The 14722-nt window shown below is 72.3% G+C and carries 12 protein-coding genes and 3 pseudogenes; 8 read left to right on the plus strand and 7 right to left on the minus strand.

Translation table 11 applies throughout. The features are described from left to right. Positions 1-81: 81 nt before the first annotated feature. Complete coding sequence (locus ACIBEC_RS43945; RefSeq protein WP_360509935.1) at positions 82-429, minus strand: hypothetical protein; 348 nt, start codon at positions 427-429, stop codon at positions 82-84. Positions 430-839: 410 nt separating this feature from the next. Between ACIBEC_RS43945 and ACIBEC_RS43950 the strand changes: the two genes are divergently transcribed. Both ACIBEC_RS43950 and ACIBEC_RS43955 read left to right on the plus strand, forming a co-directional pair. After that, positions 840-1664 carry a hypothetical protein gene (locus tag ACIBEC_RS43950; protein WP_360509934.1) on the plus strand — a complete coding sequence of 275 codons (825 nt, stop codon included), beginning with the start codon at positions 840-842 and terminating at the stop codon, positions 1662-1664. Then, entirely contained in the window at positions 1661-3145 is a 1485-nt protein-coding gene (locus ACIBEC_RS43955) for an NADH-ubiquinone oxidoreductase-F iron-sulfur binding region domain-containing protein (RefSeq protein ID WP_360509933.1), read from the plus strand. Before ACIBEC_RS43950 ends, ACIBEC_RS43955 begins: the two co-directional genes overlap by 4 nt. A gap of 358 nt (positions 3146-3503) precedes the next feature. Here ACIBEC_RS43955 and ACIBEC_RS43960 read toward each other — a convergent pair whose 3' ends face one another. Beyond that, a complete protein-coding gene (locus tag ACIBEC_RS43960) occupies positions 3504-3893 on the minus strand; it encodes a transglycosylase SLT domain-containing protein (RefSeq protein ID WP_360509932.1) in 390 nt (129 codons plus the stop codon). An 803-nt stretch (positions 3894-4696) separates the two neighbouring features. On the opposite strand from ACIBEC_RS43960, the gene ACIBEC_RS43965 reads away from it, so the two are divergent. The 5 genes and pseudogenes from ACIBEC_RS43965 to ACIBEC_RS43985 all read left to right on the plus strand — a co-directional run. Then, a complete protein-coding gene (locus tag ACIBEC_RS43965) occupies positions 4697-5221 on the plus strand; it encodes a hypothetical protein (RefSeq protein ID WP_360509931.1) in 525 nt (174 codons plus the stop codon). 32 nt (positions 5222-5253) lie between these two features. Continuing rightward, positions 5254-5872: pseudogene (gene thpR / locus ACIBEC_RS43970) on the plus strand (RNA 2',3'-cyclic phosphodiesterase). 19 nt (positions 5873-5891) lie between these two features. Continuing rightward, the gene (locus tag ACIBEC_RS43975) at positions 5892-6020 is read left to right on the plus strand and encodes a hypothetical protein (protein WP_360509930.1); all 129 of its coding nucleotides are present in this window, start codon (positions 5892-5894) and stop codon (positions 6018-6020) included. Positions 6021-6115: 95 nt separating this feature from the next. After that, positions 6116-6721: a 2'-5' RNA ligase family protein gene (locus ACIBEC_RS43980; RefSeq protein WP_360509929.1), complete on the plus strand. Its 606-nt coding sequence runs from the start codon at positions 6116-6118 to the stop codon at positions 6719-6721. Between the two features lie 66 nt (positions 6722-6787). After that, positions 6788-7006: pseudogene (locus ACIBEC_RS43985) on the plus strand (plasmid stabilization protein); the annotation flags it as partial. A gap of 151 nt (positions 7007-7157) precedes the next feature. On the opposite strand, the gene ACIBEC_RS43990 reads toward ACIBEC_RS43985, so the two are convergent. The 5 genes and pseudogenes from ACIBEC_RS43990 to ACIBEC_RS44010 form a co-directional block, all read right to left on the minus strand. Next, a complete protein-coding gene (locus tag ACIBEC_RS43990) occupies positions 7158-8795 on the minus strand; it encodes a CYTH and CHAD domain-containing protein (protein WP_360509928.1) in 1638 nt (545 codons plus the stop codon). A gap of 139 nt (positions 8796-8934) precedes the next feature. Next, a complete protein-coding gene (locus ACIBEC_RS43995; RefSeq protein WP_360509927.1) occupies positions 8935-9186 on the minus strand; it encodes a gas vesicle protein GvpG in 252 nt (83 codons plus the stop codon). A gap of 9 nt (positions 9187-9195) precedes the next feature. Beyond that, a complete protein-coding gene (locus tag ACIBEC_RS44000) occupies positions 9196-9906 on the minus strand; it encodes a GvpL/GvpF family gas vesicle protein (RefSeq protein WP_360509926.1) in 711 nt (236 codons plus the stop codon). Positions 9907-9909: 3 nt separating this feature from the next. Beyond that, positions 9910-10338: pseudogene (locus ACIBEC_RS44005) on the minus strand (gas vesicle structural protein GvpA); the annotation flags it as partial. Between the two features lie 680 nt (positions 10339-11018). Continuing rightward, entirely contained in the window at positions 11019-12887 is a 1869-nt protein-coding gene (locus ACIBEC_RS44010) for an Ig-like domain repeat protein (protein WP_360509925.1), read from the minus strand. A gap of 851 nt (positions 12888-13738) precedes the next feature. On the opposite strand from ACIBEC_RS44010, the gene ACIBEC_RS44015 reads away from it, so the two are divergent. Further along, a complete protein-coding gene (locus ACIBEC_RS44015) occupies positions 13739-14467 on the plus strand; it encodes a hypothetical protein (RefSeq protein ID WP_360509924.1) in 729 nt (242 codons plus the stop codon). The last annotated feature ends 255 nt before the right edge of the window (positions 14468-14722 follow it).

The raw sequence follows: 14722 nt of genomic DNA on the forward strand, positions 1-14722 counted from the left end.
CGTCGGGGGGGGGGGGCCCGGGGGCGCGGGGGGGGGGGGGCCCCGCCGCCCCCCCCCCCCCGCCCGCGCGCGCTCCGGTGCCTAGCCCGGCTGAGCGATCAACGCCTGCGCCAGACCGCCCGGTTCTGCCGGGTGTCGGCCCGCTCGACGTACGGCGGGATGGCCGGGCCAGTAGGCCTCCGGCGGCTGCCCCGCCGAGGGCAGTGGGGTGACCAGGACGGTCGCCTCAGCCGGGACGGGCTGCCGGCGCGGGTCGCGGTACCGGACCCGGCCCTGGTAGACCTCGAAGGCCTGGGTGCTGTGCAGCGACCACTCGACGTCCCAGGCGAACACCCACTGGTACGAGACGGTGACGGCCGCGAGCAGCGGGCCCCAGGGGACCGTCGGCAGGTGGAGGAACCCGACCAGGGCGTCGCCGAGCGGGCTCACGCTCGGGTGCGGGATCGCCCGCCACGCGGCGAACAGCTCCAGAGGGCCGTCAGGCCGGCGGCGCCGAGGGCGGTGGCGCGTCTGCGGTGCAGGCGGCCTGAAACGGCCCCGCGCCCGGCGTCGGCACGTGAGGCCGGTAACACCGGCCCCACCGTCTCCTACGGCCGTTCGTAGTTACGACGCCCCTGGTAGGGCGCTACTTGGGCCGCTTGCGCGGCTGCCGCCTACGGTGCGGGGTCGTACTGAGGGGCTTTGGGCTCTGGCACGGGCCCGGCTAAGAATGAGCCCGTCATGCCTCGCTTCCCGCGCCACCAGCGGGCGGCATCCCCGTGCGGGCCCGGGGTCTGTCTTGCCGTGATCCCGGCTCCGGCCCGAGCCGCGCGATCCGGGCCTGTGGAAGAAGGTGCCCGATGTCCAGCCACGCCCTGCCCGCCGTGTCCGCGCTCCACCCCTTGCTTTCGGTAGCCGGCCGCGTCCAGGCCTTCCTGGACTACTTCGCGGGCGTGTTCACCCTGCTGTCGCTGACCGCCGTGGTGGTGTGCGGCCTGGCTGCCACCGACCGGCTGCTGCTGACCCCGCGACTGCGGGTGGCCGTGCAGTCGGCACATCGGGCGACGGCCGTTGCGGCCCTTGGATTCCTGGGCGTCCACATCGCGGTCAAGGTCGCCGAGCGGCACGCCGCCCCATGGGCCGCGGCGGTCCCCTTCGGCGGCGGTACCGGCATCGAGGTCGCTCTGGGCACCGCGGCCGCCGACCTGCTGGTGCTGGTGGCGGCCACCGGGGCGATGCGCGGACGGTTCGCGGGCAGTCGCCACGCCTGGCTGTGGCGGGTTCTGCATTCCACCGCGTACGCCTGCTGGCCGGCCGCCCTGGCGCACGGGCTGACCGCCGGGAGGCCAGCGCACGCATGGGTGTGGTGGGGCTACGGGCTGTGTGCGGCGGCGGTGGCCCTCGCGCTGCTGGTACGCACCCTTGCCGGCGTGGGCCGGCGACGGGCAGTCGGCCTGCACCGGCGCGGTGCGCGCGCCCGCCGCCCCGCCGGGCCGCGCGTGACCACACGTGCCGAGGCCGCCGCACGGCCCTCCCGGGCGGACACCGGTGCCCGTCCCCTGGCCCGACCGGGCCTGTCCGCGACGGGTTCCTCCCCTGTGGGGCGGCTGCCGCGCCGGCCCCGGCACGCCGGACCGCCCGCAGCCGGCTCGCTGCGCCTGGTCCGGCCGGGCGATGGCCGATGAGCGCGGCGCCCGCTCTGCCCGAGGTGCGCTGGTTGGCGCCCGCCCGGCTCACGGCCGGTCTGGACCGCAGACGGCGACTGGACCTCGCGGCGCACAGGTCCGTCCACCCGCTGCCGCCGCACCCGTCCCGGGACGATCTGCTCGCGCTGGCCGAGAGGGTGGACCTGCGGGGCCGCGGCGGCGCAGGGTTCCCGTTCGCCCGCAAGGCCCGCGCCGCCCTCGCGGCGTCCGACCGCTCCGGCGCGCGCCCCGTCGTCGTGGTCAACGGCGCCGAGGGCGAGCCGCCCAGCGCCAAGGACGCGATGCTGCTCGCCCGTGTACCGCATCTCGTCCTGGACGGGGCGTGCGCGGCGGCGGCGGCGTTCGGCGCGGAGGAGATCGTGATCGGCGTCGCGGCGGGCGGCCCCGGCGAGGACTCCGTCACCGCCGCGCTCGCCGAGCGCGAGAACGACCTGCCGTGCCCGGCCCGCCTGGTGTGCCTGCCCGAGCGGTTCGTCTCCGGCGAGTCCAGCGCGCTGATCCGCGGGGTGAACGGCCTTGCGGTCTTGCCGGGCACGGTGAGGGCACGCGCTGCCGACGGCGGGCCGGGCGGTGTCCGGCGGCGCCCCACGCTGCTGTCCAACGCCGAGACGTGGGCCCAGCTCGCGCTGGTCGTCCGGCTCGGCGCCGATGCGTACAGGGCGGCCGGCAGTGCCGCGGAACCCGGCACCGTGCTGCTGACGGTCAACCGACCGGCGGCCGGCCCGCTGGTGGTCGAGGTCCCGGCCGGGACGGCGATGGGACCGGTACTGGAGGCCTGCGGCACCCCCGCAGGCGAGGGCGTGCTCGTCGGCGGTTACCACGGGGCGTGGCTGCCCGGGCGGGACGCCGTCGGCGCCCCGCTGTCCCGGGCCGGTCTGGCGGGGCTCGGCGGCACCTTCGGCGCCGGCGCGGTCGTCGCACTCCCCGGGGACACCTGCCCGCTCGGCGAGATCGCCCGGGTCGCGGCCTGGCTGGCGGGCGAGTCCGCCGGACAGTGCGGACCCTGCCGACGGGGACTGCCCGACGCCGCCGACGCACTGGCGGCCCTGGCCGCCGGCGCCGCCGGGCCCGCCGTCCCGGCGCAGGTCCGCAGCGCCCTCGGGGCGGCGCGGGGCGGCGGCGCCTGCTCGCACCCGGACGGCACGGCCCGCTTCGTCCTGACCGCGCTCGACGTGTTCGCGGAGGATGTGGCCGCCCACGTCTCCGGACCCGGGTGCGGGCGGCCGGTGCTCGGGGTGCTACCGCTTCCCCGAGAGCGTGGGCCGCGACTGGAGGTGGACTGGTCCCGGTGCGCAGGGCACGGCTTGTGTGCCGTCGTGGCGCCCGGGCTGGTCCGGCTCGGCCCGCACGGCTACCCCGCGTCGACCTCGATGCCCGTCGTGCCGTGGCAGCGGCACGCTGCGCGCCAGGCGGTGAGCCAGTGCCCCGCTCTGGCGCTGCGGCTGGACCGACGCGGCTGACGGGTGCGTCCGGCCACGTCGACCGCACACGGCACGAGGCCCGACGACGGGACGGGACGTGCGGGGATGAGGCGGAGCAGGTTTCCCTGTCCGTGCAGTCGAAAGGTTCCCCCGGCCTGCCGGTGGCCCGGCAGGCCGGCGTCGAGGAGGCAGAGGAGCGTCGTCTCCGGAGCGGGTCCGGGCCGGCGCGGCTGCCACGGACGAGGCCGAGGGGCCCGGTGCGCGTGGTGTGCGCACCGGTCCCCTCGGCTCTGGCCCCCTTCGGCCCCGGGCTCGGCTTGTGGCGTCCGTCGTGGGTCGTGGGGTGGGTGGATCGACCGCGGATCGGCGGGTGTGGCCGATCGGCAGCTGCGGCCGGTCAGTAGTTGTGGTGGATCTGCCAGTAGGCCCAGGCCTGGTTCGGGCTGCCGTAGCGGCCGTTCATGTAGTCGTAGGCCCACTTGATCTGGGTGGCCGCGTTGGTCTTCCAGTCGGCGCCGGCGGAGGCCATCTTGTTGCCCGGCAGTGCCTGGGCCAGGCCGTAGGCGCCCGAGGACGGGTTGGTCGCGGTGACGTTCCAGCCGCTCTCGTGGGAGATGATCTGGTCGAAGGAGGCGAGCTGGTCGGCGGGGACGATGCTCGCGGCCAGCGACTGCGGGGTGGCGGCCGAGGCGGCGGTGGGGACGATGGCGGCGCCGATCGCGGCGATGCCGACGGCGGTGGTGAGCAGGGCGGCGGACTTGCGCATGCGGGTGGAGATCACGGGCATGTGGGAGTTCGACCTCAATCGTGGGGGTGCCTGGCCCCGCGGCTCGGCGGGCCCAACAGGGCCGGCGGGCGGGAGTCGGCACCGGGGCAGTCACGAATGGTGACCGCCGGCGGGAGTTGCGGCAGCGGATCGAACCGCCGCCGCAGCTGGCGACTGAGCCATTGTTAGCGGGGGTGGCGGCCGGTTCCAAGGGGTGCCCGCTACGACGCGGCGTCGTAGCGCAGCCGGGCGAACGCGTCCGTCGGACGCGGGCCGGTACCCGTCGCCCGGGTGGTCAAACCTGACCAAACTGGGGCATTTTGTGCGAATTGCATCGGTTTGACCTGCGAAAACAATGGAGGCCCGGCCGCAGGCACGGGAGCACGCCGGCGGCGGCGGCCAGCCGGGCGAACGCGGCGCACGGGACCGGTGAACGACCCACTAGGAAGGGTAGGAGGCGCGCGGAGCGCGTGAGAACCGTCACGGGCCACCCCGATCCGGCACCCGCCTCAAGGGGATCCAGCTCACATCGCGGTGACTGTCGGCAACCACCTGGTGGCGTCGACACGTGTTCGGCTCCACGTCCCGATTCCTGCCGGACCTGGACGCCCATGGCCCGGGAGAGCCGTCTCCCGAGCTGCCGGATGCGGGTGGCCAGGCGCGTCATGCGGGCCTGGGCACGTGCAGGGTCGGCTCGGAGCGAGGCCCGACTCACCGGCGGTACCGCGCCGCGGCCTCAAGCTGCGCGGCAGGGCCGGTCCGTCTCGGCGATGGCCCGGTATCGATGTGTTTCGTGCCGTTCCTGTGTGTGGCAGCATGCGGCCATGTCGACGAGCGAAGCCCCCAAGACAGTGACCGAGGCAGTGCGGGAACTGCGGGGGATCGCCCACTGCTGGGTCGACGGCCCGCGTGACGACCCACAGCTTCTGATCGAAGCCGCACTCCGTGCCCTGGTCGCCGGCGTCTACACGCCGTCGCTGCTGCACCTCGCCGCGTTGAGCCGCCTCGAGCACGAGCAGGCCTCGGAGCTGTTCGGCCAGGTGATGGAGGAGCTCGGTTTCGGCTTCCACCCGCCCGAAGGCTACTGGGAGAGCCGGTTGGCGCTCGCCCGCTGGTGGGCCGCCGAGATCGTCGGCGGGTGGCTCGACCCTTTCGAGGGCACCTCGCTCATCCTCTATGAGGTCGCGGAGGCCTACGGGCGGTGCGAGGAGTTGGCCCCCGTCATCGACGCGGCGATGGGGCACGGGGAGCGCGGCGGGCAGCAGCGGTCCCCGAACGAGATCACCGCGGACCTGACACAGGCCGCCCAGGAACTCGTGGCCCGCATCCCGCCGCCCGTCCGCCCCTGACAGCACGCAGTGCCGAGTGCTAGAAATCCTTGGTGGACGATCACCCCGAGCCCTCGACCCTGCGTGTTTTCGTGGCGTTGGCTCCACCCGACGATGCCAAGGACGAGTTGGCCCGGGGTCCTGCAGCCCGCTTACGCCAGGTACCCGCGGCTGCGCTGGAACCGGATCGAGGACTGGCACATCACCTTGGCCTTCCTCGGCGAACTGCCCTCCACGGCCCTGCCGTTGCTGCGGTCGGTGCTGGCCGGCCGGGCGGCGTCGCACTCCGCCCTGCAGCTGGGCCTGCGCGGGGGCGGCCACTTCGACGAGCGACTGCTGTGGAGCGGGATCGACGGGGACCTGGAGGGACTGCATCTGCTCGCCGCCGACGTCCGGGAGCTGGTCAGGTCCTGCGGGATCGAGTTCAGGGACCGCCCGCTGCGGCCCCATCTGACCCTGGCACGGTCCCGTCGCGACGATTCCACCAGTGTGCCGCTGGCCGCGGCCGGGCTCACCGGGTTCGTGGGCCGGCCGTGGCGGACCGAGCGCCTCCACCTGGTCGGCAGCAACATCGGCCGTGGCCCTGGGCCGATCCGTTACCGCGACATCGAGGCGTGGCGATTCGGCGCCGCGGTCCGGACCGGGGGCGGCGCCGCCCCCGCCGAGCCGTAGCCGACAGGCGAGCGTCACCTTGGCCGGCCGCCGGCTGCGCAGGGACGAGCGGATCCTGCTCGTCACCTACGCGGCCGACAACCTGGCCGGCGGCTTCGACCTGACCCGCCCGTACGACCCGCGCTCGCGCCAGCCCTGGGCGACCTGATGTCGTGTCAATTGGCATGAAAGAAATTCGACTGGCTGGGCGTCGGCCTGCCGTCCCTGGGACGCGGGCCCCGCAGGAGCGGTCACCATGGAGGGGTGGACGGACACCCGATCGACGTTCCGGGCGTCCTGGACGTCGGCCCGACGCCCCGGACGGCGCTTGCCTGGTTGCCGCCGGCGGAACTGTGGCAGGCCGTCCAGCGGATCCGGGAGGAGCATGATCCGCAGATCCGCCGCTGGCCGCCGCACGTCAACGTGCTGTTCGGCTTCGTCTCGGAGTCGGACTTCGGGCCCGCGCTCCCGCTGCTGGGCGCCGCTGCGGCCGAGTACGCCCCGTTCACCGCGCGTCTGCACGGGGTGCGCCACTTCCCCCACCGCCACGACGCCACGGTCTGGCTCGACCCGGCGGGCGGCGGCCCCGGCCCGTGGCAGGCGCTCCACGCCTCGCTGGTGGAGCGCTTCCCCCGCTGCCGGGGTCGGGCGGACGACTTCACACCCCACCTGTCGTTGGGGCGGACCCGGGACCCGCGCCGGCTCGCGCCCGAACTGGCCGCCCGCCTGGGCAGCACCTCGGCACGGGTCACCGAACTCACCCTCCTCTCCCGCCGGGGCGGCGGCCCGATGCGGGCCCGGTTCACGGTCGAGCTGGGCACGGGCGAGGTCCGGCAGCTGCCACAGCTGCCCGACCTCGGGCCCGCGTGACCGCGGGTCTCAGCTCCCCACCGACGCGTTCGAGGTCATCGGCGGCAACTCGGTGCCCGGGATCCCCGCACGGTGAGCAAGGAACGGGCCCGGCACGGCGAGTCGAAGACGGCCAGCCGCTCCTCGACCCGCGACATTTCCTCCTCCCAGCGTGGCGGCCGGCGCTCGCACTCCGGCTCCCAGGGACCGACCAAGGAGCAGCTGTACAACGAGGCCGAGCAGCGCAACATCCACGGCCGTTCGAAGATGAACAAGAAGCAGCTCGCCAACGCGCTCGGCCCCTGACCCACTCGTGTGGCGCCGCAGAAGCAGTCACAAGGCGTCCGCCGGCGGCACGGTCAGCAGAGCCAGAGGCAGGGCGTGATCGCGCAAGGCCGTCCGTTCGCGCGGGCACTTCCCCACGAGCAGGCGGCCCTGACGTGCGTCCGGCCGGCGATCATGTCGTGAGCTTGCGGCGACCTGCCCGGCGGCGCAGCTTCGGCAATCGTTGCTGTGCGGCGTCGGCGGTGTGCCGCTGGCGTTCGTAGAGCACGCCGTAGGCGAAGGCGTGCTGCTCGCTGCCGGTGTCCTGGCTTTCAAGGGCGATCAGCTCGTGGCGGGCCACCACACTGTCCTGGTGGGTGCCCAGTACCTTGTGCAGCTTCTTCATCCGGGTGGCGAACTTCGCCACTCGCTTCGCCGTGCGCCGCGGAACGTGCGGCTGGGCGCCGTCCGCTGTGTAGCGGGCGCGCTTGGCGGCCTTGCGGGCGCGGTGCAGTGCCTGGTCGCGGGGCGGGCCCGGCGCAGTGTGCAGAGCGCGGTCGAGGCGTTTGAGGGTCCGGCGCTGTTCGCGCCGCAGGGCACCGGACGCGTACCTGCGCGCATTTCGGTCGGCCCGGCGGCGTAGAGGCGGGTCGCAGGCGAAGGCGTCGAGCCGCTCCAGCAGGGCGAAGTAGCGGGTGCCGTCGAGTTCGGCGACGGCCTGCTGCCAGGCACTGTGGTAGCCCTTGGCATAGCGCTCGGTGAGTCGGCCGCGCAGAGCGCCCCGGCGCAGCCGGGCGGGCACGGCGTCCAACTGGTCCACCAGCAGTTCGCCGAGCACCTCCTGGTCCCGGGCCTGGCCGAGCAGCCGCCCGAGCCAGCGCAACTCGGTGGCCAGCGGCTCGGCACGGTCGCGCTTGAAGAGCCGCCGGTGGGCCTTGAGCAGGCTCCGCAGCCGGCGCGCGGTGACCCGCATGCGGTGCACGGAGTCCGCCTCGCCGCGGCGCACGGCCGCATCGAGGGTGAGGAGCGCGTCGAGCTGGGCCCGGAAGCCGTCCATGACGAGGGCGCCGGCCGACCCGGGCGCTGGGGCGGGCGCTGACCCGGCCGGCCGGGCCTCGGACACACGTGGCCCGCCGAGCGCCCGGGAGAGCTTCGAAGGCCACGGCGAGCGAACCAGTCCCGCGTGCACGAACACGGCCTCGATGCGGTCCAAGAGGGCCGGTGTGCCGTTCTCCAGCTCGACCTCGAACTCGGTCCACCCGCAGACCTCGGTACTGGTTCCGCCCGACGGGCCGGCTCCGTCCGTATCCGCCCTGGGCCGACCTTCCACGCCCGGACCGGGAACCGCGGGCCGAGCGCCCGAAGGGGCGGGGGCGGTGTGGTCCGCGTGGAGGACCTGGGCCGCGACCCGGTCCTCGGTGATCTGTGCGAGCGTGTCTCCCCGATCGTTGCGCAGCAGCAGTCGGGAGCGGTGGGTGCGCAGGTGCGCCACCGGGGCGAGTGCGGAGCCGCGGGTGAATGCCGCGACAAGCTGCGAGAGCTCCGTCGGGACGTCGTCGGGTCCGCCGGTCTCCACCGGCAGCCGGACCTCCTCGCGCACGTCGTCGGCGCGCGGCAGCTTGAGATGCCAGCCGGCGTCATTCCCGCCGGTGCGCCGGCGCAGGGTGATGTGCCGACGTAGGAGACGCAGGTCCGGGGTGTCGTAGTAGACGGCGTCGAGGCTCTGGGGCTCGGTGCTCTGCGCGGCTGCGATGCCCGGCACCTGGTCGAGCTGCTGCGGAAGCGCGGCCCCGTCGTACTTCCGCTCCGTCTCCACCTGCTGTGTGCCCATGGCCTGCGCCTGCCCGCAATGGCCGCGGTCATGTGCGGGCGGGCGAACCCCGGAGGCATGGATCCGGTCGGCAGCGCCGCGGCGGATCGCCCCGCCGGGCCGCAGCGTGTCGGCGGTCGCCGGGGTGATCGCATGGTTTTCAGGCCTGTTTCTCTGCCCAGAACCGGTGGATTTCGTCGAGTTCGTCCAGGAGTTCTTCCTCGCGGCGGTCGAACTCTTCCTCGCTGATGCGTCCGGCGATCAGTTCGTGTTCGAGCGCCTTGAGTGCTTCCTCGACGGGCGTGGGGTCGTAGTACTGGCGCTCGGCCGCGTTCGCCACTTGCTCGGCCACCCAGACGACTCCCCGTACGGGAGCCAGCGGCAGTGTCAGCAGGCCCGTGATCAGCCCCATGACGTTCTCCTAAACGAAGCTGTAGGGCGGCAGCGGGCCGTGCAGTCTGAACTGGTAGCCCTCGCCCCACCGCTCGGCCAGCTCCTCCTCGGCGGTGACGAACTCCTTGTGACGGGCGTTCTCGACGAGAAAGGAAATGCTGGCGAAGTCGTTGCCGTGGGGCTCGTTTTCCTGGGTCTCGTGTGCCAGCGGACGCAGCGCCTCAAGGACCTGGGCCGCCGCGGAGTCGGTGCGGGCCTGGAGCTCGCCGGCCACGATTTCGCCGAGCCGTATCTTGATGTTGGGATCACCGCTGTGGCGGCTCTCCTCGTTCAGCCGTTGCGCCTCGGCGGAGTCCTGCAGGACCTGCCGGAGCATGAGGTCCTCGTCGAAGGTTGCCTTGAGCAGGTACTCCGCGCATCCCGTGAGGGTTTGCAGCCGTTCCCGGTAGAAGTCGGCGTGCTCTTTGAGCGCTTCCCGAATCTCCTGGGGCTCGGAGGCCGCCATGCCGAACCTGAGCGGGAGTACGGCGCCGTCGGCCATCAGCCCGTGGAGTACGTTCTGGTGTGCCATGACGTCGCGGCGGCGGGCCCGCAGTCCTTCGGGTACGGAGCTGACGATCGCGGTCAGACCGGACTCGGCGAGGGTGGCGAGTTCCTCAGGAGGGTCGCCGACCCCGGTGAGTCCGTCCAGGCGTGCCGGATGGCTGCCGGCTGTGATCGCGTAGACGTAGACGGCCATGACTCACTCTTCCCTGGGGCGCGCGCGGCGTGTCGGCCGCGGCCTCTCGCGTTTCTCGGCCGGCTCCGGCTCCTCCTCCTTGTCCTGCGTGTACTGACGGATGGTGTCCGTCACCGCTTCCGCGGCGCCGGTGAGCGCCCCCTTGCTCTTACCCCGGGCGCCGCCCTCGGTCAGCTCGCCGACCAGCTCGGGCAACTGGGTCGGCGCCTTGCGGCCGGACTCCAGGTCGAGCCGGTTGCATGCCTCCGCGAAGCGCAGGTAGGTGTCCACGCTGGCCACCACGATGCGCGCGTCGATCTTGAGAATCTCGATGCCCACCAGGGACACCCGCACGAACACGTCGATGACCAGACCACGGTCGAGAATCAGCTCGACGACGTCGTACAACGTGCCCGAACCCCTGCCCCCGGCTACTGCACTGCCTCCGCCGGGCTGACGGCCCTGGTGCCGCTGGCGGTCCTCTGCGGCGCTCTCCTGGTCCGCTTGGGTGGCAAGGACATCGCCGAACGCGTCATCGACCGCTACGACCTCACCGGCGACGGTGCGGAAGCCGTACGCGACATGCTCTCCTCGTCGAGCGACTGGAGCACCGGGGGGATTTTCGGGGTCACATTTCTTCTCATTTCGGTGCTGAGTTTCGCGCGGGCTGCCCAGAGGCTCTTCGAACAAGGCTGGGAACTCCAGCCGTTGAGTGCAGCGTGGACCAAGCCGCTCAGGGCGGCGTACACAGCCAGCAGTGTGATCCACTTCAGGCCGTTCAGGGTGGCCGGATCCGGGCGCAGGTGTCGACGCAGGCCGCGCGGATCGCCGACCTGGTCGCCTCCGCCAGGCCCGGCGAGCCGGTCACCGTGTACGCGACCTACGCGGCCCTGGAGCGGATCGTCCAGGCTCACCAGCTGCACGGCCTGCCCGCGTGGGACCTGGTCGTCGTGGATGAGGCGCACCGCACCGCCGGCAATCGCCGGCTGGTCGTCGAGGGCCGTGTCCGCCCCTGGAGGAGCTCGTCCTGCAGGCCGTCCTCGCCCGGTTGGAGCACCGGCGACGACGCTGACCTGACACCGCCGGCCCGCATGCGGTGGAGGGGAGGACAGCGGTTGCCGGAGCCAATGAGTTCAGGACGGGAGGGGAATGAACAGGAGGATGCCGTGGGCGGTGGAGGCGGTGTAGCAGGCGGTGCCGGCGAATGTGGCGGTGTAGAAGGGGGTGGCGACGGTGAAGACGGGGACGATGGCGTTGTGGATGGTGGCGGTGCCGCTGGCATCGGTGACGGCGGTACCGAGGTTGACCGGGCCGAAGAGCGTGATGGCGGTGAAGGTCACCGGCTGACCAGCCACCGGCATCCCCGAGGTGGTCGTCAGGGTGGCACTGAGGGTGGGGATGTAGAACTCCGGCAGCGGGGTCAGCCGGAGCCGGATCGTGCTTGGTTGCGCGGTCAGCGTTGTGGGATTGGGTGTCACGGTGACGGGAGTGCTGGCGGTGGAGCCGGTGAAGCAGCTGTCACCGCTGTAGGCGGCGGTGAGGGTGCCGGTGGTCAGGGCGGTGGTGGTGAAGCAGGCCTGCCCCACGCCGTTCACGGGGATCATCTGGCTCTGGCCGTTGGGGAGGGTGAAGGTGACCGTGCCCATCGGCACTGAGGTGGTGCCTGGTGCCGGGGTGATGGTGGCGCACACGGTCACGCTCTGCCTACAGCTGGAGGGGTTCGGCGTCACCGACAGCGTCGGCGTTGTGGGGTTGGGGCTCACGGTGACGGGGGTGGGGTTGCCGTTCACGGTCGCGGTGAACGTACCGGCGGTGTAGGTGTGGGTGGTCTGCCCGCTCCCGGTGGCGTCCAGGGCAGCGGTGACCGTGGGGCTGGCATCCCCGAAGTTCACCACCGCTGTCCCGTTCGGAGTTCCCCCGGAAATGCTGAATGTCACCGCTTGCCCGCACCTCGGCGACGCCGGTGAGGTCGTCACCGTCAACGGCGAAATCTCCGTCACGTTCGCCGAATTGGCGTTGGTGACGTAGACGTTGCTGTTCGCCGCCGCCGCCACCGAGAACGGGAACGCGCCGACGGGGACGGTGGCCACGACGGTGTTCGTGGCACTGCTGATCACCGTCACGTTGTTCGAATTGGAGTTGCCGACGTAGACGTTGCCGTTCGGCGCCACCGCCACCCCGAACGGGCCCACGCCGGTGCCGACGGTGGCCAGGACGGTATTCGTAATGCTGCTGATCACCGTCACGTTGTTCGAAACGGTGTCGGTGACGTAGACGTTGCCGTTGGGCGCCACCGCGATCACCCCCGGGACAACGCCGGCGGGGACGGTGGCCAGGACGGTGTTCGTGGCACTGTCGATCACCGTCACGTTGTTCGAGGTCTGGTTGGCGATGTAGACGTTGCCGTTAGGCGCCACCGCCGCGAAGCCCGGGAAACCACCGGAGGGGAGAGTGGTCAGGACGGTGTTCGTGGCACTGCTGATCACCGTCACGGTGTTGTCGTTCCGGTTGGCGACGTAGACGTTGCCGTTCGGCGCCACCGCCACCGCGTCCGGGACCGCGCCCACGGGGACGGTGGCCAGGACGGTGTTCGAGACGCTGCTGATCACCGTCACGTTGTTCGAAGTGGAGTTGGCGACGTAGACGTTGCCGTTCGGCGCCACCGCCACCGCGAACGGGCCCCCGCCGACGGCGACGGTGGTCAGGACGGTGTTCGTGGCACTGTCGATCACCGTCACGTTGCTCGAGCTCTGGTTGGTGACGTAGACGTTGCCGTTCGGCGCCACCGCGATCATCGCCGGGTTCGAGCCGACGGGGACGGTGGCCAGGACGGTGTTCGAGACGCTGCTGATCACCGTCACGTTGTTCGAATTGTTGTTGCCGACGTAGACGTTGCCGTTCGGCGCCACCGCCACCGCGAGCGGGCTCGTGCCCGCCGGGATCGTCACCGTGGAGAACGCCGCACTCAACAGCGGCGCCACAAGCCCCCGTACAGCGGGCACCTGGGATCCACCCGCCGGTACAACCGGCCGAACCCCGCAGACTATCGCCGGAGCTCCCGACCAACCCGTGTTCGGCTTCATGGCAAACCTCTCTGGGCTGAGAGGGCCACCCAAGAAATCCCACCGGGGCCCGCGCCGCACGGCGCCGGTATACGCGAACCGGATCACCGCTTGCACACCGGGACAGAGAGAAGGACCCGCCTACGCATACCACGCACACAGGGGTTGCCTCTATCCCCGGAGAGATGGGCAACCCACCGGAAAAACAGTCACCACTATTAACCCGAAATAGGCAATACGACACCAGCCCTTGACGCGATTTCACCCAATCGGACCAATCCACCACCCAACCGATCACGCCGCACCGGGAAGCCGCCGACTGATGCCGACAGGCCCCCGGCGCCGAGGTTCACGCCACCGCCTGGGCGCGCGCCGCCACCGCGAGGACCTCTTCGAGTACGGCTTGGAGGGCTGCAGCCGGGGGACTGGCCAGCACCGTGCTCTCCAGCGGATCGAGTCGGCTTCCGAACCGATCGGGAGCCCGCGCGCTGCCAGCCGCCTCCAGCAACGCCGAGCGGTACCGCGCCTGACGAACGAGGGCGTAGGTTGATGGCGCCGCCGTCGCCGACGCCCTTGTTACCTCGCGCGTCGAAATCCCGGCCACCGGCGAGACCGGCCACCACGAGCTCCTGGAACTCGCCACCGCCGTACAGCGCAGCACCGCCCGCTTCCTGGAACACCTGGAACAAGCCCGCCGCGGCGAGGGCGACGACCCACGCTGCAACCAGGCCCTCGCACTCCTGGAGACCAACCTCACCGGCGCCACACAGCGGATCCTGCGCAAGGTCCACGTGCTGCGCTACGAGATGACCTCCACCCGGCTGCGCAGCGAGCAGTCCCGCGCCCAGGCGCCCGCCCCGGAGCCTGCCGCCACCCGCCTTGATTCCCCGCGCGTCGAAACCGGCGGCCCGGCCGCCGCCGTGCTCGCCCCGGGCGAACCGGCCGCCGGTGCCGACCCGGTCGCCGCCGCGGGCGATGAGACCGGCGCGGCCGCCAGGACACCCGCCAGCCGCGCCATCATTTCCCCGCGCGTCGAAACAAGCGGTGCCGGCCCGGCCGCTGCCCGCGCCATCGTTTCCCCGCGCGTCGAATCAAGCGGCGCCGACACAGCCACTGCCCGTCCCACCGTTTCCCCGCGCGTCGAAACAGGCCAGGCCGCGTCCGTCGCGCAACCGCCGCAACCGGTCGACACCCTGCCGCAGGAACTGCTCCTGGCTCCGGCGTCTGAGCGCACCTCCTCCTCGCCGCTCGCCCGCGGCCTGGGCGCCCCGACCGACACCTGGAGCATCGACGGGAGCGATCTGGTGGTGGAGGGCTGGGACAGCACGTCGGACCTGTTCGCCGTCCGCGACCCGAACCGCCGGCTGCTGGGCTGGGTCGAGGCGCTCGGCGACGGCTGGGGCACCTACATCCAGGGCCGCCTGATCATCGACGCCACCGACGGCGACCCCTGGCTCTCCACCGACGCGCCCCACGCCGTCGCCCTGCTCCGTGCCGCCCGCAACCAGCAGCTGACCTGACCCGCAGCGCCGCGTTTTGTGAGTGGTCTTGGGGGGTGCCTTGTGAGTGGTCTTGTGAGTGGTCTAGCTGGTGGTCTTGTGGGTGCATGGTGATCCGGCCCGGCACGGCATCACCGCATGTCAGGTGCCGTTTCGGGCGGCCCGGAAATGCCGACAACCCCTAATCCGATGTGAAGGCGGTCGGATTCCGAGTGGGACTCCGAGCTGTCTGACGTGAGGGACACCTGATCATCTGGCGGCCCCTGCGAGGCCTTC

Origin of the sequence: Kitasatospora sp. NPDC051164 (assembly GCF_044455625.1) — a bacterium.
GTDB lineage: Bacteria > Actinomycetota > Actinomycetes > Streptomycetales > Streptomycetaceae > Kitasatospora.